We start from the raw sequence: 14,572 nt of genomic DNA, 5'->3' as shown, positions 1-14,572 counted from the left end.
TAACTCACTTGTCATTGTTAAATAGTGCACGTTTTAATGGCAAGAAAAGTTAAATAGCATATGAAATAATCACAAAAAGCTGTAAGATATATCAACCAATTAAAAATGAGAGATAAAGAATGTTTAATCTTGAGCAGATCGGGCATGTGGTAAGAAATAGCATGCAGATTATTGTTGATGAGCTTAAGCTTAACCTTGCTATAGGGGATATCTCTGATGATGATTACAGAATCCTTTCTCGCGGATACGGCGAACTAAACTGGGATGAATGTTTGTCTAGGGTAGGAAACAGAGAAGATAAATTTGAATTTTGCTTAAAGCTGGTAGAATGTGGAAATGTGCAAGGACCTCCTTCTGGGCTAGCTTTATGTACATATTCCATTGATGAGGAAAGTTTTGAAATTCATATGATAGAGAACTTCTATCGTGATGACGCAAAACACCCTTTAAATGGGAAAATGTTTCAACTTACTCTGATGGCTGCTTACATGTTTTGTAAATCTGCACAGGGTAAATATATCCGTATCATTGAGCCTGTTGAAGAAGTAATCTCCTATTACTCATCTTATGGATTTAACATGATGAAGTGTGGTTACATTATGGAGGCTGATATTGATACGTTTGAAACAATATTCAAGACAATCAAAGATTGATAAAAAAAAGACTAGACACTAGAGTTTATAGTGATAGCATACGAAAACTAACGAATATTAGTTTGTTTTTTGTGCAAGAGAAAACTTTGTTAATGTGAACACCCCTTATGGGCTCAGGCTCAAAGCTATTGGAGAGAAAATCTCTTAGGAGTCGTTATGTCAAAGCAGAAAGCAGCCATTAAAGATATCAAAAAATTTGATACGCAGCAGGTGTATACTGCTGTGGGTGGAGCTATTGACTTGTTGATAAAAGCTGCCCCAAAAATGTTTGAGCATAAGCCAAAAGTTGAGCTTCAAGGAAAGCGTAAGAATCATCGTCAAGCTGCTTAAAATTTTTTGAGTAGTCGTCAATAAACCCGCCTACAGTGCGGGTTTTTTCATATCTACACCGCTTAATTGCGGTTTTTTTATTTCCATAGGAATCGAAAATGCAAACTCGTTCATTTCTTCTTGATACCGAGTCATGGGATTTAACGTTAGATGATTCTGGAAATATCGCCATTACTGATAATCCCTATTCTGTAGCGCAGGATGTCGCTTGTGCCTGTAGTACATATCTGGGTGAGTGCTGGTATGACACAGCATTGGGTATTCCTTATTACCAGCGAATTTTGGGATATTGGCCGGGAACTCAGCTAATCAACAGCAAAATGCAACAAGAAGCAATGAAGTCACCTTATGTTCAGTCTGCCACTTGTAAAGTTATAAATGGAAAGGAGAGAACTATTGCGGGCATGATGACAATAACGGACATGAACAATCAATCAACGGTGGTAAATTTCTGATGACTAACTCTGTAGTACTGACAACAAGTGTTCCAGGTGTAACCTTTACAAAGACGGGTCTAACTGTGCCCGACGAGGTTGATATTTTAAATGGGCGGCTAAATGATTTGGCTACAGCAATGGGTGGTGCAATGAGTACGAGCTTAACAACACCGCAAGGTCAAATAGCCATGAGTGATGCGGCTATCATTGCTGACAAGAACGATCAGTTACTTGCTATCGTCAATCAAATTAATCCGGATTATGCAACCGGACGTTTTCAAGATGCTATCGGACGAATTTATTTTTTAGATCGAATTCCAGCATCGGGAACAACGGTAACAGCAACATGCACTGGGTTAGTTAATACAGTTATTCCAATTGGTAGTATTGCTCAAGATAAAAAAGGGTATCTTTATCATTCACTAACAGAGGTTAAGATCCCGGGCAGCGGCTCTGTTGATGTTGTTTTCCAAAACTCAACATCAGGGCCGTTAGCATGCCAAATTGATGACTTGAACACGATTTATAGCTCGGTGCCCGGTTGGTCAGGTATCAGTAATGCGAGTGCTGGCGTACCTGGCATAGATGAGGAAACCCGCGCTAATTTTGAGTATCGTCGTAAACAATCTGTTGCTAAAAATGCGACAAACTCATTACATGCCATTTATGCCGCAGTATTAGAAGTAAATGGCGTGGCAGACGCATACGTTATTTCAAATGATACATCGGTAGTAAAAACGGTCGGGGTATCAAAATACAGAATGGTGCCAAACTCTATTTATAGTGCTGTATATGGGGGAAAGACTGAGGATGTCGCTAGAGTAATCTGGAAGAAAAAGCCTCCAGGTATTCCTACGAACGGAAATACAACTCACACAATTGTGGATGATGAAAACTATGTTCAGCCTTATCCCGAATATGAAATTAACTATGTGATACCAGCACCCATTCGTGTCTATGTTGACGTCTCACTTGCTAATAGCGATTACCTTCCTGCTGATATTGAAACACAGGTTAAGTCAGCTATAGCGCAAGCATTTAACGGAGAAGACGGTGGAACCCGAGCAAGAATAGCATCTACATTATTTGCTGGTAGATATTATTCAGGCGTTTATAACATAGATACATCGAGTGTTGATATTTACAATATTACGCTTAGCCGTGACGGTATTACTTATTCAACATCAATTAGTTTTGGTATTGATGAAATCCCAACGCTTGACGTTGATAATATTTCTGTGAAATTAGTAGGTTCATAAATGGAAAATGTGGGAGCAACTATTCTTGCTCAGTATGCCGCTAGTCCAAAACTCAACTCACTTATTCGAAGTTTCAATGCCGCTGTTTCCTCTGTTGAATTTATTAATACATTTTACGATCTGATTTGGAATATTGACACAGAAAATACTTACGGGCTGGATGTGTGGGGAAAAATAGTGAATGTCAGCAGGCGGCTGACTGTTAATGAAAATGTAAAATATATAGGTTTTGGTGAAGCTTTACTGAATGTTCCGACAACGATAGATCCAAATCCATTTGACCAAGCACCATTTTATTCCGGGGAGTCAAAAACAAAAACTATTGAGCTATCAGATCTGATGTACCGAAAGCTAATTATGATGAAAGCCATGTCAAATATATCTGACTGCACTATACCAAACATCAACAGAATGCTTGTTTATATGTTTAGCGATAGCGGACGTGCATATATCACTGATGATGGAAATATGAAGATGAGTTATGTATTTGAATTTCAGCTATCAACAGCAGAATTAGCAATTGTTCAAACATCGAGAGCACTGCCTTACCCGGTTGGTGTCAGTGTCGCAATCGTTCAAAGGATACCAACAAATGAAATCAACTGAAAAACCTAATCTTATTGCTGTTCCGTTTGCGAGCGCCGGAGACTATAACGAGATTGCAACAAAATCAACTGAAAGCAGCTTGGCAAAAGGAGTAGCTACGTATCCGAGCGGTTTCCCCCCGTTAACGATGACAGCAATATCTGCTGGTGGAATTCCTCCATCTGGCAAGGATATGAACGGGATATTGAATGATATTACTACCGCAATACGTTATTCAATGTCTGGTGGCTTGTATTCGTATAATGCTGACTTTAGTGCTGCCATTGATGGTTATCCTAAAGGGGCCATTGTTGCCAGTTCTGATGGAAGTAAAATTTGGTGGAATGAGGTAGAAGATAACAATACAGATCCGGATAGTACATCAGTTTCCGGTTGGAAAAATCTACTAGCAGATCCTAATGGGTTATTTCTACAGAAAGCTAATAACTTATCTGATATTAATAACAAAGCGACAGCACGTAATAATTTAGGACTGGGAGAGATTGCAACTCAAGATTTGATTCCTGACGCCACACTTATAGAAAAAGGCATCACCCAACTTACAGACAAGACAGGTAACAGTAATACCCTTGCAGCAACTCAGAAACTTGTTTCTGATGTGAATGATAATGCCAATAATAAGCTCGCTAAAAATCAAAATGGAGCAGACATCTTCAATAAAACTGAATTTGTAAAAAATATCGGTTTATCGGAAATGGTGGAGTTGGCTAAAGGGGCGGTGCCGAATAGCCGGAAAATTAACGGGAAGCCGTTGGCCGGGGATATTAGTTTGAATGCTGGGGATGTGGGAAGTTATGCTAAATCTGAGAGCGATAATACTTTCTTACGCATTTCTAGCAATAAAACCGCAACCGTTGGCAGTTTACTGATTGACAGTAAAACTCCTTTTCCTAAATTGCGTTTCAAATCGAAAGATGGATATATATTGGGAATTAACGGTTCTGAAGGGAAATTGTTGCATATCTATTCTGACGATCCCAAGAATCAGCGGCGTTACAATATATTAGCGCCTGAGAGAAGTGGTACTCTTGCATTACAAAATACAGCTATAAAATCCGAAAATGGTTGGTGGCAATGTGGAGATACGGGGGTAATTATTCAATGGGTTAAAGTCCCATCAGCTCAACAATCATGGATAAAGGTAAATTATCCAATTTCTTTTAAAAATAAGCTTTTTGGCTATATTGCAAGTATGTCGAGTATCAATACATCAACTGGCCACACATTAGTACGTAATGCAACACTATCGACATTTGAATATCAAGCAGGTACTCCCAACAATGATGAGAATCCAGGCAAAGTTGTACATATATTATTTTGGGGGGTATAAATGGTCTATTTCTCCAGAAAAGAATGTGTTTTTTATAATGAAGCTCATGAAGAGTGTGTTGAAATAACAGCAGAAAAACACAATGAATTACTTGACGGTCAATCACGCGGGTTTGCTATCGTCAGTGATAAAGAGGGTTATCCAATTCTTACAGAACAAGCACAGTCTGTTTATCACAAGTGGGATAGTGAAAAGTGGATAATATCAGAAAGTGATAAAATAAAGCTCAGACGGGAACAGCAGCAGCAAGCAGAACATAAGAAACAGCAACTTATGCTCACTGTAAGTAAACAGATCGCTCCGTTACAAGATGCTGTAGATTTGGAGATGTCGAGTGATAAGGAAAAATCGCTGTTAGCAGAGTTAAAAAAATATAGAGTATTATTGAACCGCGTTGATGTTAATTTAGCGTCAGATATTAACTGGCCCGAAAAACCCTTAGAATAATGGAATCAGGGCCAATTGAACCGACCTCCAATAGTTAGATAAGTCTAATCAAATATGGCTTTTTTGCACTACTCTGACTGAATCGTCCTCAAAATGTTGGATAATCATCCAACATTTAAGGATATAGTCCATTTATGCTTTAGTCTATTAGGTAATCATCAACCCACCAGGATAATACTTAATCCAGTCAATAGCAGCACTGGGGTTAAATGGCTCAATACTCAGTCCTTCCAGGCATTGCCAGAGTTCCTGAGTGTTCTGGGCGGTAATAACAATACAGTCCGGCATCACCCGGATTTTTAGTGGCATTCCAAAGGTAAATCCCGCTTCCTGTAACCATTTTCCTTTTAAAGAAATGCCGTTTTTAGCTACCTTGCCAAAACGTTCAGCTTGGGAAATTCGGCGAATTGTTTTATTATCGCGTTTAGCCATAATTAACTACCTTATATAGTTAGTTGTGGTAAGCAGGGTTATCGGGTGGCAGCCCGGTAGCTCTGCGTCAGTGAAAATAGTCTCTCAATGTTGAATTATGAACGATAGGTTACCTTTCTGCAATAAAAATATGACCTATAGTTTACCTGGGCTTTTCGTTGTCAGGCAGTCCATTGAGGGCGTCATTCCAGTGTTGATCCCGTTCTATATTATTCACTATTTTGCTGATCCATGTTTCTGATTTGCCCCACCGTATAGCCAGCTCGCGGCGCGTCCAGCCTTTTCGTTTCATTTCAGACTTAAACAATTCTGGCGGTATACGTTTCAAAATTACTCCACAAATATAAACTGTTTATCGACACATCATAGTATAGCCATTTCGCCGATAGGGTGACATTGGTAAATAAAATGACCGCTTAAGTGGCACAAGCCGAACTCCATGAGCATAGGATATGCCACACCAGAAATACCTATCACTAAGGTGATTGTTACATGAAGTTGGGTTACATGCATGCGTCAAAAACTGACGGTATCAAGTGCTGGATTTATGAATAATGCCCTATGAGGCAGAGATCTGGTGAGGCATTTTATTTTGTACTATAAATTATAAAATAGAGGTAGTTGCTATGTGTTACAGACATAAAAAAACCAACCTAATTATGGTTGGTTTTTCCAAAAGCTCCGCGGCTCCTTTGCGTATCCTTTTGTGTCCCTTCATTGTCCGGTCAGTGTCCAATCAACTTTGCTAACTCACTGTTTTTAAAGCTGTTGTCCTATCACTGTCCCTACTAAATTGGTGGAGCTGGCGGGAGTTGAACCCGCGTCCGAAATTCCTACATCCTTGGTACTACATGCTTAGTCTAATCTTTACATTCGCTTGCCAGCTGCGGACAGACACGCCACTCACAAACTAGCCTGATTAGATTTAACGCTTCAACCCCAGGCAAGGCATCCACGCGATCTCTTTTGGGTTTGACCTCTCTTGATCCCCGTCCTAAGAGCGGAGGCTAGGGAGAGAGGGCTCTGCGCAGGTTATTAAGCTGCTAGTGCGTATTTTTCGTCGTTTGCGACTATTTTTTTGCGGCTTTTTACGAGGCCAACCGCCCCTCGGCATGCACCTTGGGTTTCGCGAATCCCGTCGAATCCAGAATCAGCCCCAAGTGTCTTAAACGCAAGTATATCAGAATACTAAACTATAATGCCAGAATTTATCGCCCAGCATTCTTCATAATACGTGCTTTGTCTAATTTCCATTCACGTTCTTTGATGTCCGAACGTTTGTCGTGTGCCTTTTTGCCTTTTGCTACGCCAATTCTGACTTTGCACCAAGCGTTTTTCCAATAGAGAGATAAGGCAACAACGGTATAACCTTCACGATTGACTCGACCATATAATGAGTCAAGTTCGCGCTGATTAAGTAAGAGTTTGCGTGAACGCATTGGATCACAGACGACATGGGAAGAAGCTACATTTAACGGGGTGATGGTGGCACCAAAAAGATAAGCGTCTCCATCTTTGAGCAAAACGTAACTGTCGCTGATGTTGGCTTTACCAGCGCGCAGTGATTTGACTTCCCATCCTTGTAACGAGAGACCCGCTTCAAATTCTTCTTCAATGAAGTATTCGTGACGAGCTCGTCTATTCATGGCAATGGTTGCCGAACCGGGTTTGTGTGCTTTTTTCTTTGTCATAGTGTATGCATTATACTGAATGCTTTGGTGAAAGAAATCTTTTCCCGCGCATATTTGCTGATTAATGCGTGTTTATTGCATTATACGCTGACAGTTTTTTCTTTGATCACGTATAGGTGATATTATTTGCTACAATTAAGCCTTACAGGAAATTATATGCCACAGATTAGTCGCTCTGCGTTAGTACCTTACAGCGTGGAACAAATGTACAAATTGGTCAATGATGTCGGTTCTTATCCGGATTTTTTACCGGGGTGTGTTGGTAGTCGTGTGTTGAGTGTTAGCAATAACGAAATGACTGCGTCAGTCGATGTTTCGAAAGCGGGTATAAGCAAGACCTTTGTTACCCGGAATATTCTGACCGATAACCAAAGCATTAATATGCAACTGGTCGATGGGCCTTTTCGTAAGTTAATGGGAGGCTGGCAGTTCATACCATTGAGTGAAGATGCCTGTAAAGTTGAGTTGCACCTTGATTTTGAATTCACTAATAAGCTGATTGAATTGGCTTTTGGTAAGATTTTTAAGGAGCTGGCTGGAAGTATGGTGCAGGCTTTTACTCTACGTGCACGCGAGGTTTATCGTGTCTGATATCAATGTTGAAGTTGTTTATGCATTGCCTGATCGTCAATATCTGCGTACGGTGAAATTGGCTCAAGGCTCAACAGTTGAGCAGGCAATAGTTGCATCAGGTTTGCTGACTTTGCGTAATGATATTGATTTGCAAAAGAATAAACTCGGAGTTTATAGCCGTCCTGTTAAGTTGACGGATATTTTGGAAGAGGGTGATAGGGTGGAAATTTACCGCCCATTATTGGCTGATCCAAAAGAAATGCGTCGTAAGCGTGCTGAGCGGGCTAAAAATAATGCTCAATAATTACTATAGATAGTCAGTCATCTATTTTTTTGACTGACTGTCTATATTTCTTCGGTTATTGAAGATCTTCGGTAAGTGAATTTTCGTTTTTAATGTCAGTCAGTACACCATTACTGTCAAATGTCAGGGTCAGAGTTTGCTGAGTCACTTTTTCGTGCCCAGGTTGCTGACGAAATACATAAAACCACGTTTGAGTCCCAAACGGGTCTTGTAACATTGGTGTTCCTAATGTGTAAGCTACCTGTTGCTGGGTCATTCCTTTGTGGATTTTTGATACACTCGTCGGTGTTAGGTAGTTCCCCTGATTAATGTCAGGGCGATAAACAGCCCGTTCCAACGTAGAGCAACCCGCAGTCAGCATGACAAATGATACAGCAGCGGCAGTCAACATTTTACAGCGCATGGTAATTACATTCCTTTAGGAGTCAGGGTGTTGATAATAATAGACCTTGATGAGATTGAAAACCTTTATACCCGTTATCTTTCAAGTTGCTTCTTTGTTGGCTGCACTCGCTCACTCCGGTCACATAGTTAACTATGTGACCGGGGATTCACTCCCTTGCCGTTGCGATGCATCTTGAAATCCATAAGGTATACAAGCTTTAGTTATGACCCTAAATATACGTAAAAGTTGTATCAAATTACGCTGCTAGTAGCTCTTTAGCGTTTGCCAGGGTATTTTTTGTCACTTCACTGCCCGCGAGAAGCCGCGCCAGCTCTTGTAATCTGGCTTTTTTATCCAGTAGTTGCATTTGAGTTTCAGTTTCTTCACCGTCAGTCTGTTTACTGACATAAAAATGTTGGTGACCACAACCGGCTACTTGAGGCAGGTGGGTGACGCACATAACCTGTGTAGATTCGCCTAATTCACGTAACAGACGGCCGACAATTGCGGCTGTTGGGCCGCTGATACCGACATCCACTTCATCGAAAATCAAAGCGGACGTTTCCATTTTCTTAGCCGTTATAACCTGAATTGCCAGCGCAATACGGGAAAGTTCACCACCTGAAGCAACTTTTGCGAGAGATTGGTGTGGCTGACCGGGGTTAGTGGTGACGTTAAATTCAACTTTATCTGAACCATCAGCGTTCAGATGTTCAGGTGTAAAAGAGACATCAATGGTAAAGCGACCATGAGGCATGGCGAGTTGATGCATACTGTGCGTAATGAGTTCACTGAGTTCTTTAGCATATTGTTGGCGAACCAGATGCAATCTTTCTGCAACTTCCAATGCCTGCTTATGGTGTTTATTAACCTGCTCGCTAAGGTGGGTACAGTCATCTTCTTGCTGCGCCAGTAATTGCTGTTCTTCCAATAATTGTTGATGTAGTGAAGGAAGTTCTTCCGGTGGAACGTGGTGTTTGCGGGCCACTCTAATTTGTTGTGAAATTTTTTGTTCCAGCTCAAAAAGACGATTTGGGTCCATATCCAGTTGATCACCATAGTGGCGGAGTTCATCGCTGACTTCATTAATTTGAATGGATGCTTCTTCCAACATAGTGAGTAATTGACTGAATTTATCATCCATAGTGATGAGTTCTGCCAGTTCGTGTTTGGCGTAATTCAGCAGACTGATAATATTTTGTTCATCGTTGTCACTAAGTAACTGGAGTGCGGTTTGGCTAACAGAGAGTAGCTGACCACGGTTTGCTAGCCGTTTATATTCATTATCTTGTTCTGGATATTCACCTGGTTGCGGTGCCAGTTCATTGAGCTCTTTTAAGTGATACTCCAGTAACTGTTGACGAGATTGACGTTCAAGCGCCTGTTGTTGGAATCGAGCCAGATCCTGACAACTTTGGTGCCATTGCTGATATGCCTGTTTCATTTCATTTTGCAAATTGAATTGATTAGCGTAAGTATCAAGCAGGCGTTTTTGGTGGCCGTTATTTAATAGTAATTGATGGGCGTGCTGACCGTGAATTTGAATAAGGTGGGTACCCAATTCGCGTAATTGGGAAATCGGTACGGCGGTGCCATTGATAAAGCCTCTGGAACGGCCATCTGACGTTATTGTACGGCGAAGTAAGCATTCATTACTGTCATCAAGTTGGTGGGCTTCTAGCCATTGACGAGCAGAAGGCGTATCAGAAAGAGAAAACCGGGCACAAATATCAGCACGAGAAGCCCCACGACGCACCATATTGGCCTCACCACGATTACCCAGACATAAACCTAATGCATCAATTGCGATGGATTTACCCGCGCCGGTTTCACCTGTGATGGCTGTCATGCCTGGCTGGAAGTCAATTTCAAGCTCACGAACAATGGCAAAATTGCTAATGGTTAACTGGGTGAGCATCACACTTCTCCTGTGTATAAAAACACCTCTGTATCTTCATACAGTATAAACTGGTTTTTTATACAGTAAAGTAGTGAAACCTAATTTTTTAGAACATTTTTTTAGACCAGCTTAGTTTTGTACTTAATGTGTTGAAGTAATTATAGTCTTGAGGATGAATGAGATTAAGCTTCTGTTTGCTGCGGCTAATAATTACATCCTCTCCATCCTGTATAGGTAGAACTATCTGGCTATCGCAACTGACTTCATAATCGTTGCTATTTTGGGAAAATTTCAGCCTGATGCTGCTTTCACTACTGATAACCAGTGGGCGGGAAGACAATGTATGTGGGAACATTGGTACCAAGACAATTGCATCCAGATTTGGTGTTAGAATTGGCCCTCCTGCGGAAAGCGAGTAAGCTGTGGAACCGGTTGGCGTTGCGATAATTAGCCCGTCAGAACGTTGGGAAAAGGCAAAACGTTCATCGATATAGACTTCGAATTCAATCATATGTGCCACTTTCCCCGGATGGAGTACGACTTCGTTGATAGCGGTACTGATACGAGGTTTCTGGCCGTTTCTTCTGACTTGAGCTTCTAGTAGGAAACGGTGTTCGTTCCGATATTCGCCATCCAATACTTCAGAAAGTTGTTGCAAAGCATTATCAGGATCTAAGTCGGTCAGAAAACCTAGATTGCCTCTGTTAATACCAATGACTTTAATGTCATAACGGGAAAGGACCCGGGCAGCGCCCAACATATTGCCGTCGCCACCAACAACGACAGCTAAATCAGCTTGTTTACCAATTTCGGTCAGACCGCCAGTTTGTGCATCTTTTAAACCAATGTCTTTGGCTACTTGACGATCAATAATGACAGAGTAACCTTTGGATTTTAACCAATGATAAAGCATTTCATGAGTAGCAAGTGCTTCTGGGTGGCGGGGATGACCAACAATACCTATGCATTTGAATTTTTTATTCATCGTTATAATTTCCTTCTAGCAAGAGGTTTTATCCTCACAATATGGTGGGTTCCCTTGAATCCCCAGTTTAGATCCCCATAATAGGCTAAGTAGCGAGATTAATGCCAAATACGCGGAGATATTCATGAGTAGTAAAGAACAAAAAATGCCTGACGAGCAAGTCTCGGAAGATATGGAAGTTGTATCTGAACAGCAAAACAGTGCGGATAAAGCAGAAGCATCAGAGACTGAAAGTGTTGTTGATCCGCGTGTCGCAGAGCTGGAAGAACAGCTCAAGCAGGCGCAACAGCGTGAACGTGATGCCATTTTGCGTGCTAAGGCTGAAGTTGAAAATATCCGTCGTCGTACTGAGCAAGATGTGGAAAAAGCCCATAAGTTTGCGTTAGAAAGATTTGCCAATGAACTGTTACCAGTGATTGATAATCTTGAGCGAGCTTTGGAGGTGGCAGATCGTACTAATACCGAAATAGCACCTATGGTTGAAGGCATCGAGCTGACGTTGAAGTCTTTCCTTGGGGCTGTGGGTAAATTTGGTATTGAAGTTGTTGGCGACACAAATGTTCCTTTTAATCCTGAAATTCATCAGGCCATGACCATGATGGAATCCGATCAGCATGAGCCGAATCATGTCATGATGGTCATGCAGAAAGGGTATACCTTAAATGGCCGTTTGTTACGCCCGGCAATGGTAGCCGTATCAAAGTAATTTTAGCTCAGTAGTCATTTTAGTTCAGTAATAAGTATCAATGCCGCTCCAACTGGGGCGGCATTTTTTTACTGTGGCAACTCAGGTGTCCAATTAATTGGCGCGATGCCTTGTTTTTCTAGCAATGTATTGGCCTTTGAAAAGTGTTGACAGCCAAAGAACCCTCTGTGGGCAGATAGTGGCGATGGATGGGGTGCTTTGAGAACATGGTGTTTATTAGCGTCAATAAAGTAGCCCTTTTTCTGAGCATGGGATCCCCAAAGCAGAAAAACGACGCCTGAACGGTGCTCATTGATAGCGGCAATGACTTTATCAGTGAAAGTTTCCCAACCCAGATTCGCGTGGGAGTGTGCATTACCACGTTCTACGGTGAGTACGGTATTGAGTAGTAACACCCCTTGTTTAGCCCAACTGATTAGGCAACCGTGATTTGGATGCTGGAAGTCAGGTATATCGGATGCCAGCTCTTTGTACATATTAACCAGAGACGGTGGTGCAGGAATACCCGGTTGCACAGAAAAAGAGAGGCCATGTGCCTGATTAGGGCCATGGTATGGGTCTTGCCCAAGTATCACCACTTTAATATCAGCCAATTCGGTGTAGCGGAATGCATTAAATACATCCTGTTGTGGCGGATAAATGGTTTTACCTGCCTGACGTTCTTTTGCGACATAGGCTAGTGTGTCGAGAAAATAGGGTTGTTCTTTCTCGTTACCGATTACGTCGTGCCATGTGAGAGGTGCGGACATAGTAAATCCTTTTTATAGATTACCAAATGGATGTTAGCTTACCGATTACAAAATCAGAGGAAAACCTTTGATGCACACTAAAACTAAATTCTTGATAACTATTTCAATGTTGTAAAGTATTTTTGAAAGTTTACCCAAAGAATTGCTGTGTGGTTAGTTATAAAAACGTATTTAAAACATAAGGTAGCAGTATGTTTTATAGTAACTATATGAAATTAACTGTTCTGAATCAATGAGTATCCTCATTTGTGTGGATATACCCGTTATCCTTCAAGTTGCCTCTTTGTTGGCTGCACTCTCTCACCCCGGTCACATAGTTCTCTATGCTCCCGGGGATTCGCTCCCTTGCCGCCGCAATGCATCTTGAAATCCATAGGGTATATATAGGAATGAGACATATTGGCTTGAGCAAATAACCAAGATAACTCATTGATAGTTTGGTTGATTGTGCGAAATGATTGCTAGCATTCAATGCATGAAAACCAGATTGTGGTTAAGAATAAGCTGGATCGTTGTTTGAATATCGTATGAAACCAAAACGGTATGTGTTGTAAACAGTCAGTTCCTTTGACTCTTTTCTGGCTATTTATTGGCAAATAATAGGTAGGAATTTCGCTGTTATCAGAGAGCAGAATCACAGTTGATTAATTTTGTTAACAAAATTTAAACATTGATTTAACCCAATGGCATTCCCTGCCGATAGATGAGTTGTACTGATTAAATCGTCGATTATTTTCAGCTATCCTTAGGGGAATTTTATGAGTTTATCAATTGAAATGAATCTATCAGTCGATTCAAGTTTTCCCGTTTTAAATAATCTTCAACTTGTTACACCGCCTTCTGTTCCAGACCAAAATATTGAAAAAGCGACTACAGAAGTTTTTTCCCTCTCGGAAACGACTAAACAAAATAATAGAGTCTATCAATCATTAATTAATGAACAGAGTATTAACCTTAATTTAAAGTCAATCACAGGAATTAAGTCTGAACAAATTAGTGGTAAGCAATCTCATGAAATTGATTATATGTTGACCTTAATTTCTGATGATGTCTACATAAGCACCACGATGGGAATAGGTGATTATATTCGTCTTTCTGATGGTGAATTATTAAAGGCAGGAATAGAACCGGCAAATTTAAGGGATAAAACAACAGGTTTTCAGGCAGGTATTTATCGGAATGACGATCTCTATATAGTGGCTTTTGTGGGCACTAATGATTTGAAGGATATATTAACTAATTTACGACAAGGTTTTGGATTTGATGAGGCTCAATATCATCAAGCAATTGATTTAGCTCGCACTGCCAGAATAGCATTTGGGGAAAACTTGTTATTTACTGGGCACTCTTTGGGAGGTGGATTAGCCGCGACAGCCGCATTATCAGTTGGAAAGCCTGCGGTAATATTTAATTCAGCCGGTGTTTCTGACAATATGATGAAAAATTTGGGTTTTTCACCCCAAGAGGGTAGGGCTATCGCTGAAAATGGATTGGTGCGCCATTATGTTGTGGAGCATGATTTACTTGATGCATTACAACAGAAACTGCCAGTATCTCAGCCAATAGGACATAAAATCTTACTGAAATATAATGATGATTCAGGAGAGTCAGGTCAGGGGTTTCCTCATAATCTGATACGTGGATTAAAAGCACATTCTCTTGAAAAGGTGCTGGAATTATTAACGATATACAAACCTTGGTCATCTTTAAATGATGAACAGCAAGAAGAATCTCTAGTCATGCTTAATGAACCGGATCTGAGTGTTTCTGCATAATTAAAGAGAA

At 40.9% G+C, this 14,572-nt stretch carries 18 protein-coding genes and 1 other RNA gene; 11 read left to right on the top strand and 8 right to left on the bottom strand.

The genetic code is table 11. The annotated features are described in order from the left end of the window. Positions 1-119 precede the first annotated feature (119 nt). The 7 genes from PluTT01m_RS17475 to PluTT01m_RS17450 all read left to right on the top strand — a co-directional run bounded on the left by PluTT01m_RS17475 (position 120) and on the right by PluTT01m_RS17450 (position 5,062). Positions 120-653, top strand: a complete 534-nt coding sequence (locus PluTT01m_RS17475) for a hypothetical protein (RefSeq protein ID WP_011147571.1) — start codon at positions 120-122, stop codon at positions 651-653. A gap of 156 nt (positions 654-809) precedes the next feature. After that, on the top strand, positions 810-983 hold the full coding sequence (locus tag PluTT01m_RS26975; RefSeq protein ID WP_011147570.1) for a hypothetical protein: 174 nt from the start codon (positions 810-812) through the stop codon (positions 981-983). Positions 984-1,081: 98 nt separating this feature from the next. Then, positions 1,082-1,438, top strand: a complete 357-nt coding sequence (locus PluTT01m_RS17470; RefSeq protein ID WP_011147569.1) for a contractile injection system sheath initiator — start codon at positions 1,082-1,084, stop codon at positions 1,436-1,438. Continuing rightward, complete coding sequence (locus PluTT01m_RS17465; protein WP_041380244.1) at positions 1,438-2,679, top strand: baseplate J/gp47 family protein; 1,242 nt, start codon at positions 1,438-1,440, stop codon at positions 2,677-2,679. Before PluTT01m_RS17470 ends, PluTT01m_RS17465 begins: the two co-directional genes overlap by 1 nt. Beyond that, positions 2,680-3,285: a DUF2612 domain-containing protein gene (locus PluTT01m_RS17460; protein WP_011147567.1), complete on the top strand. Its 606-nt coding sequence runs from the start codon at positions 2,680-2,682 to the stop codon at positions 3,283-3,285. It abuts the gene before it with no gap. Next, positions 3,272-4,615, top strand: a complete 1,344-nt coding sequence (locus PluTT01m_RS17455) for a phage tail protein (protein WP_011147566.1) — start codon at positions 3,272-3,274, stop codon at positions 4,613-4,615. Before PluTT01m_RS17460 ends, PluTT01m_RS17455 begins: the two co-directional genes overlap by 14 nt. Then, the gene (locus PluTT01m_RS17450) at positions 4,616-5,062 is read left to right on the top strand and encodes a tail fiber assembly protein (RefSeq protein ID WP_011147565.1); all 447 of its coding nucleotides are present in this window, start codon (positions 4,616-4,618) and stop codon (positions 5,060-5,062) included. A 147-nt stretch (positions 5,063-5,209) separates the two neighbouring features. On the opposite strand, the gene PluTT01m_RS17445 is transcribed toward PluTT01m_RS17450, so the two are convergent. From PluTT01m_RS17445 to smpB, 4 genes are all read right to left on the bottom strand, one after another. Then, positions 5,210-5,494, bottom strand: a complete 285-nt coding sequence (locus tag PluTT01m_RS17445; RefSeq protein WP_011147564.1) for a SymE family type I addiction module toxin — start codon at positions 5,492-5,494, stop codon at positions 5,210-5,212. A 142-nt stretch (positions 5,495-5,636) separates the two neighbouring features. Beyond that, positions 5,637-5,822: a helix-turn-helix domain-containing protein gene (locus PluTT01m_RS17440; RefSeq protein WP_011147563.1), complete on the bottom strand. Its 186-nt coding sequence runs from the start codon at positions 5,820-5,822 to the stop codon at positions 5,637-5,639. A gap of 466 nt (positions 5,823-6,288) precedes the next feature. Further along, positions 6,289-6,652, bottom strand: a transfer-messenger RNA (tmRNA) gene (ssrA, locus tag PluTT01m_RS17435). 50 nt (positions 6,653-6,702) lie between these two features. Continuing rightward, positions 6,703-7,185: an SsrA-binding protein SmpB gene (smpB, locus tag PluTT01m_RS17430; RefSeq protein WP_011147562.1), complete on the bottom strand. Its 483-nt coding sequence runs from the start codon at positions 7,183-7,185 to the stop codon at positions 6,703-6,705. Between the two features lie 156 nt (positions 7,186-7,341). Between smpB and PluTT01m_RS17425 the strand changes: the two genes are divergently transcribed. Both PluTT01m_RS17425 and PluTT01m_RS17420 read left to right on the top strand, forming a co-directional pair. Next, entirely contained in the window at positions 7,342-7,776 is a 435-nt protein-coding gene (locus PluTT01m_RS17425; RefSeq protein ID WP_011147561.1) for a type II toxin-antitoxin system RatA family toxin, read from the top strand. Further along, positions 7,769-8,062: an RnfH family protein gene (locus tag PluTT01m_RS17420; RefSeq protein WP_011147560.1), complete on the top strand. Its 294-nt coding sequence runs from the start codon at positions 7,769-7,771 to the stop codon at positions 8,060-8,062. The genes PluTT01m_RS17425 and PluTT01m_RS17420 overlap by 8 nt, the downstream gene beginning before the upstream one ends. 55 nt (positions 8,063-8,117) lie before the next feature. Here PluTT01m_RS17420 and bamE read toward each other — a convergent pair whose 3' ends face one another. The 3 genes from bamE to nadK form a co-directional block, all read right to left on the bottom strand. Further along, on the bottom strand, positions 8,118-8,465 hold the full coding sequence (gene bamE / locus PluTT01m_RS17415) for an outer membrane protein assembly factor BamE (protein ID WP_011147559.1): 348 nt from the start codon (positions 8,463-8,465) through the stop codon (positions 8,118-8,120). Between the two features lie 238 nt (positions 8,466-8,703). Then, positions 8,704-10,365 (bottom strand): DNA repair protein RecN, encoded by a 1,662-nt coding sequence (recN, locus tag PluTT01m_RS17410; protein ID WP_011147558.1) that lies wholly within the window; start codon positions 10,363-10,365, stop codon positions 8,704-8,706. An 88-nt stretch (positions 10,366-10,453) separates the two neighbouring features. Continuing rightward, a complete protein-coding gene (gene nadK, locus PluTT01m_RS17405; protein ID WP_011147557.1) occupies positions 10,454-11,332 on the bottom strand; it encodes an NAD(+) kinase in 879 nt (292 codons plus the stop codon). Between the two features lie 124 nt (positions 11,333-11,456). Between nadK and grpE the strand changes: the two genes are divergently transcribed. Continuing rightward, complete coding sequence (grpE, locus tag PluTT01m_RS17400) at positions 11,457-12,038, top strand: nucleotide exchange factor GrpE (RefSeq protein ID WP_011147556.1); 582 nt, start codon at positions 11,457-11,459, stop codon at positions 12,036-12,038. A gap of 68 nt (positions 12,039-12,106) precedes the next feature. Here the strand turns inward: grpE and ung are convergent, their stop codons facing one another. Beyond that, complete coding sequence (gene ung / locus PluTT01m_RS17395; protein ID WP_011147555.1) at positions 12,107-12,787, bottom strand: uracil-DNA glycosylase; 681 nt, start codon at positions 12,785-12,787, stop codon at positions 12,107-12,109. 758 nt (positions 12,788-13,545) lie between these two features. Between ung and PluTT01m_RS17390 the strand changes: the two genes are divergently transcribed. Then, entirely contained in the window at positions 13,546-14,562 is a 1,017-nt protein-coding gene (locus PluTT01m_RS17390; RefSeq protein ID WP_011147554.1) for a Tle-like phospholipase domain-containing protein, read from the top strand. Positions 14,563-14,572 lie beyond the last annotated feature (10 nt).

Source organism: Photorhabdus laumondii subsp. laumondii (assembly GCF_003343245.1).
GTDB classification, from domain to species: domain Bacteria; phylum Pseudomonadota; class Gammaproteobacteria; order Enterobacterales; family Enterobacteriaceae; genus Photorhabdus; species Photorhabdus laumondii.
The sequence above is the reverse complement of the archived record's forward strand: the minus strand, read 5'-3'. Positions and strand labels throughout refer to the sequence as shown.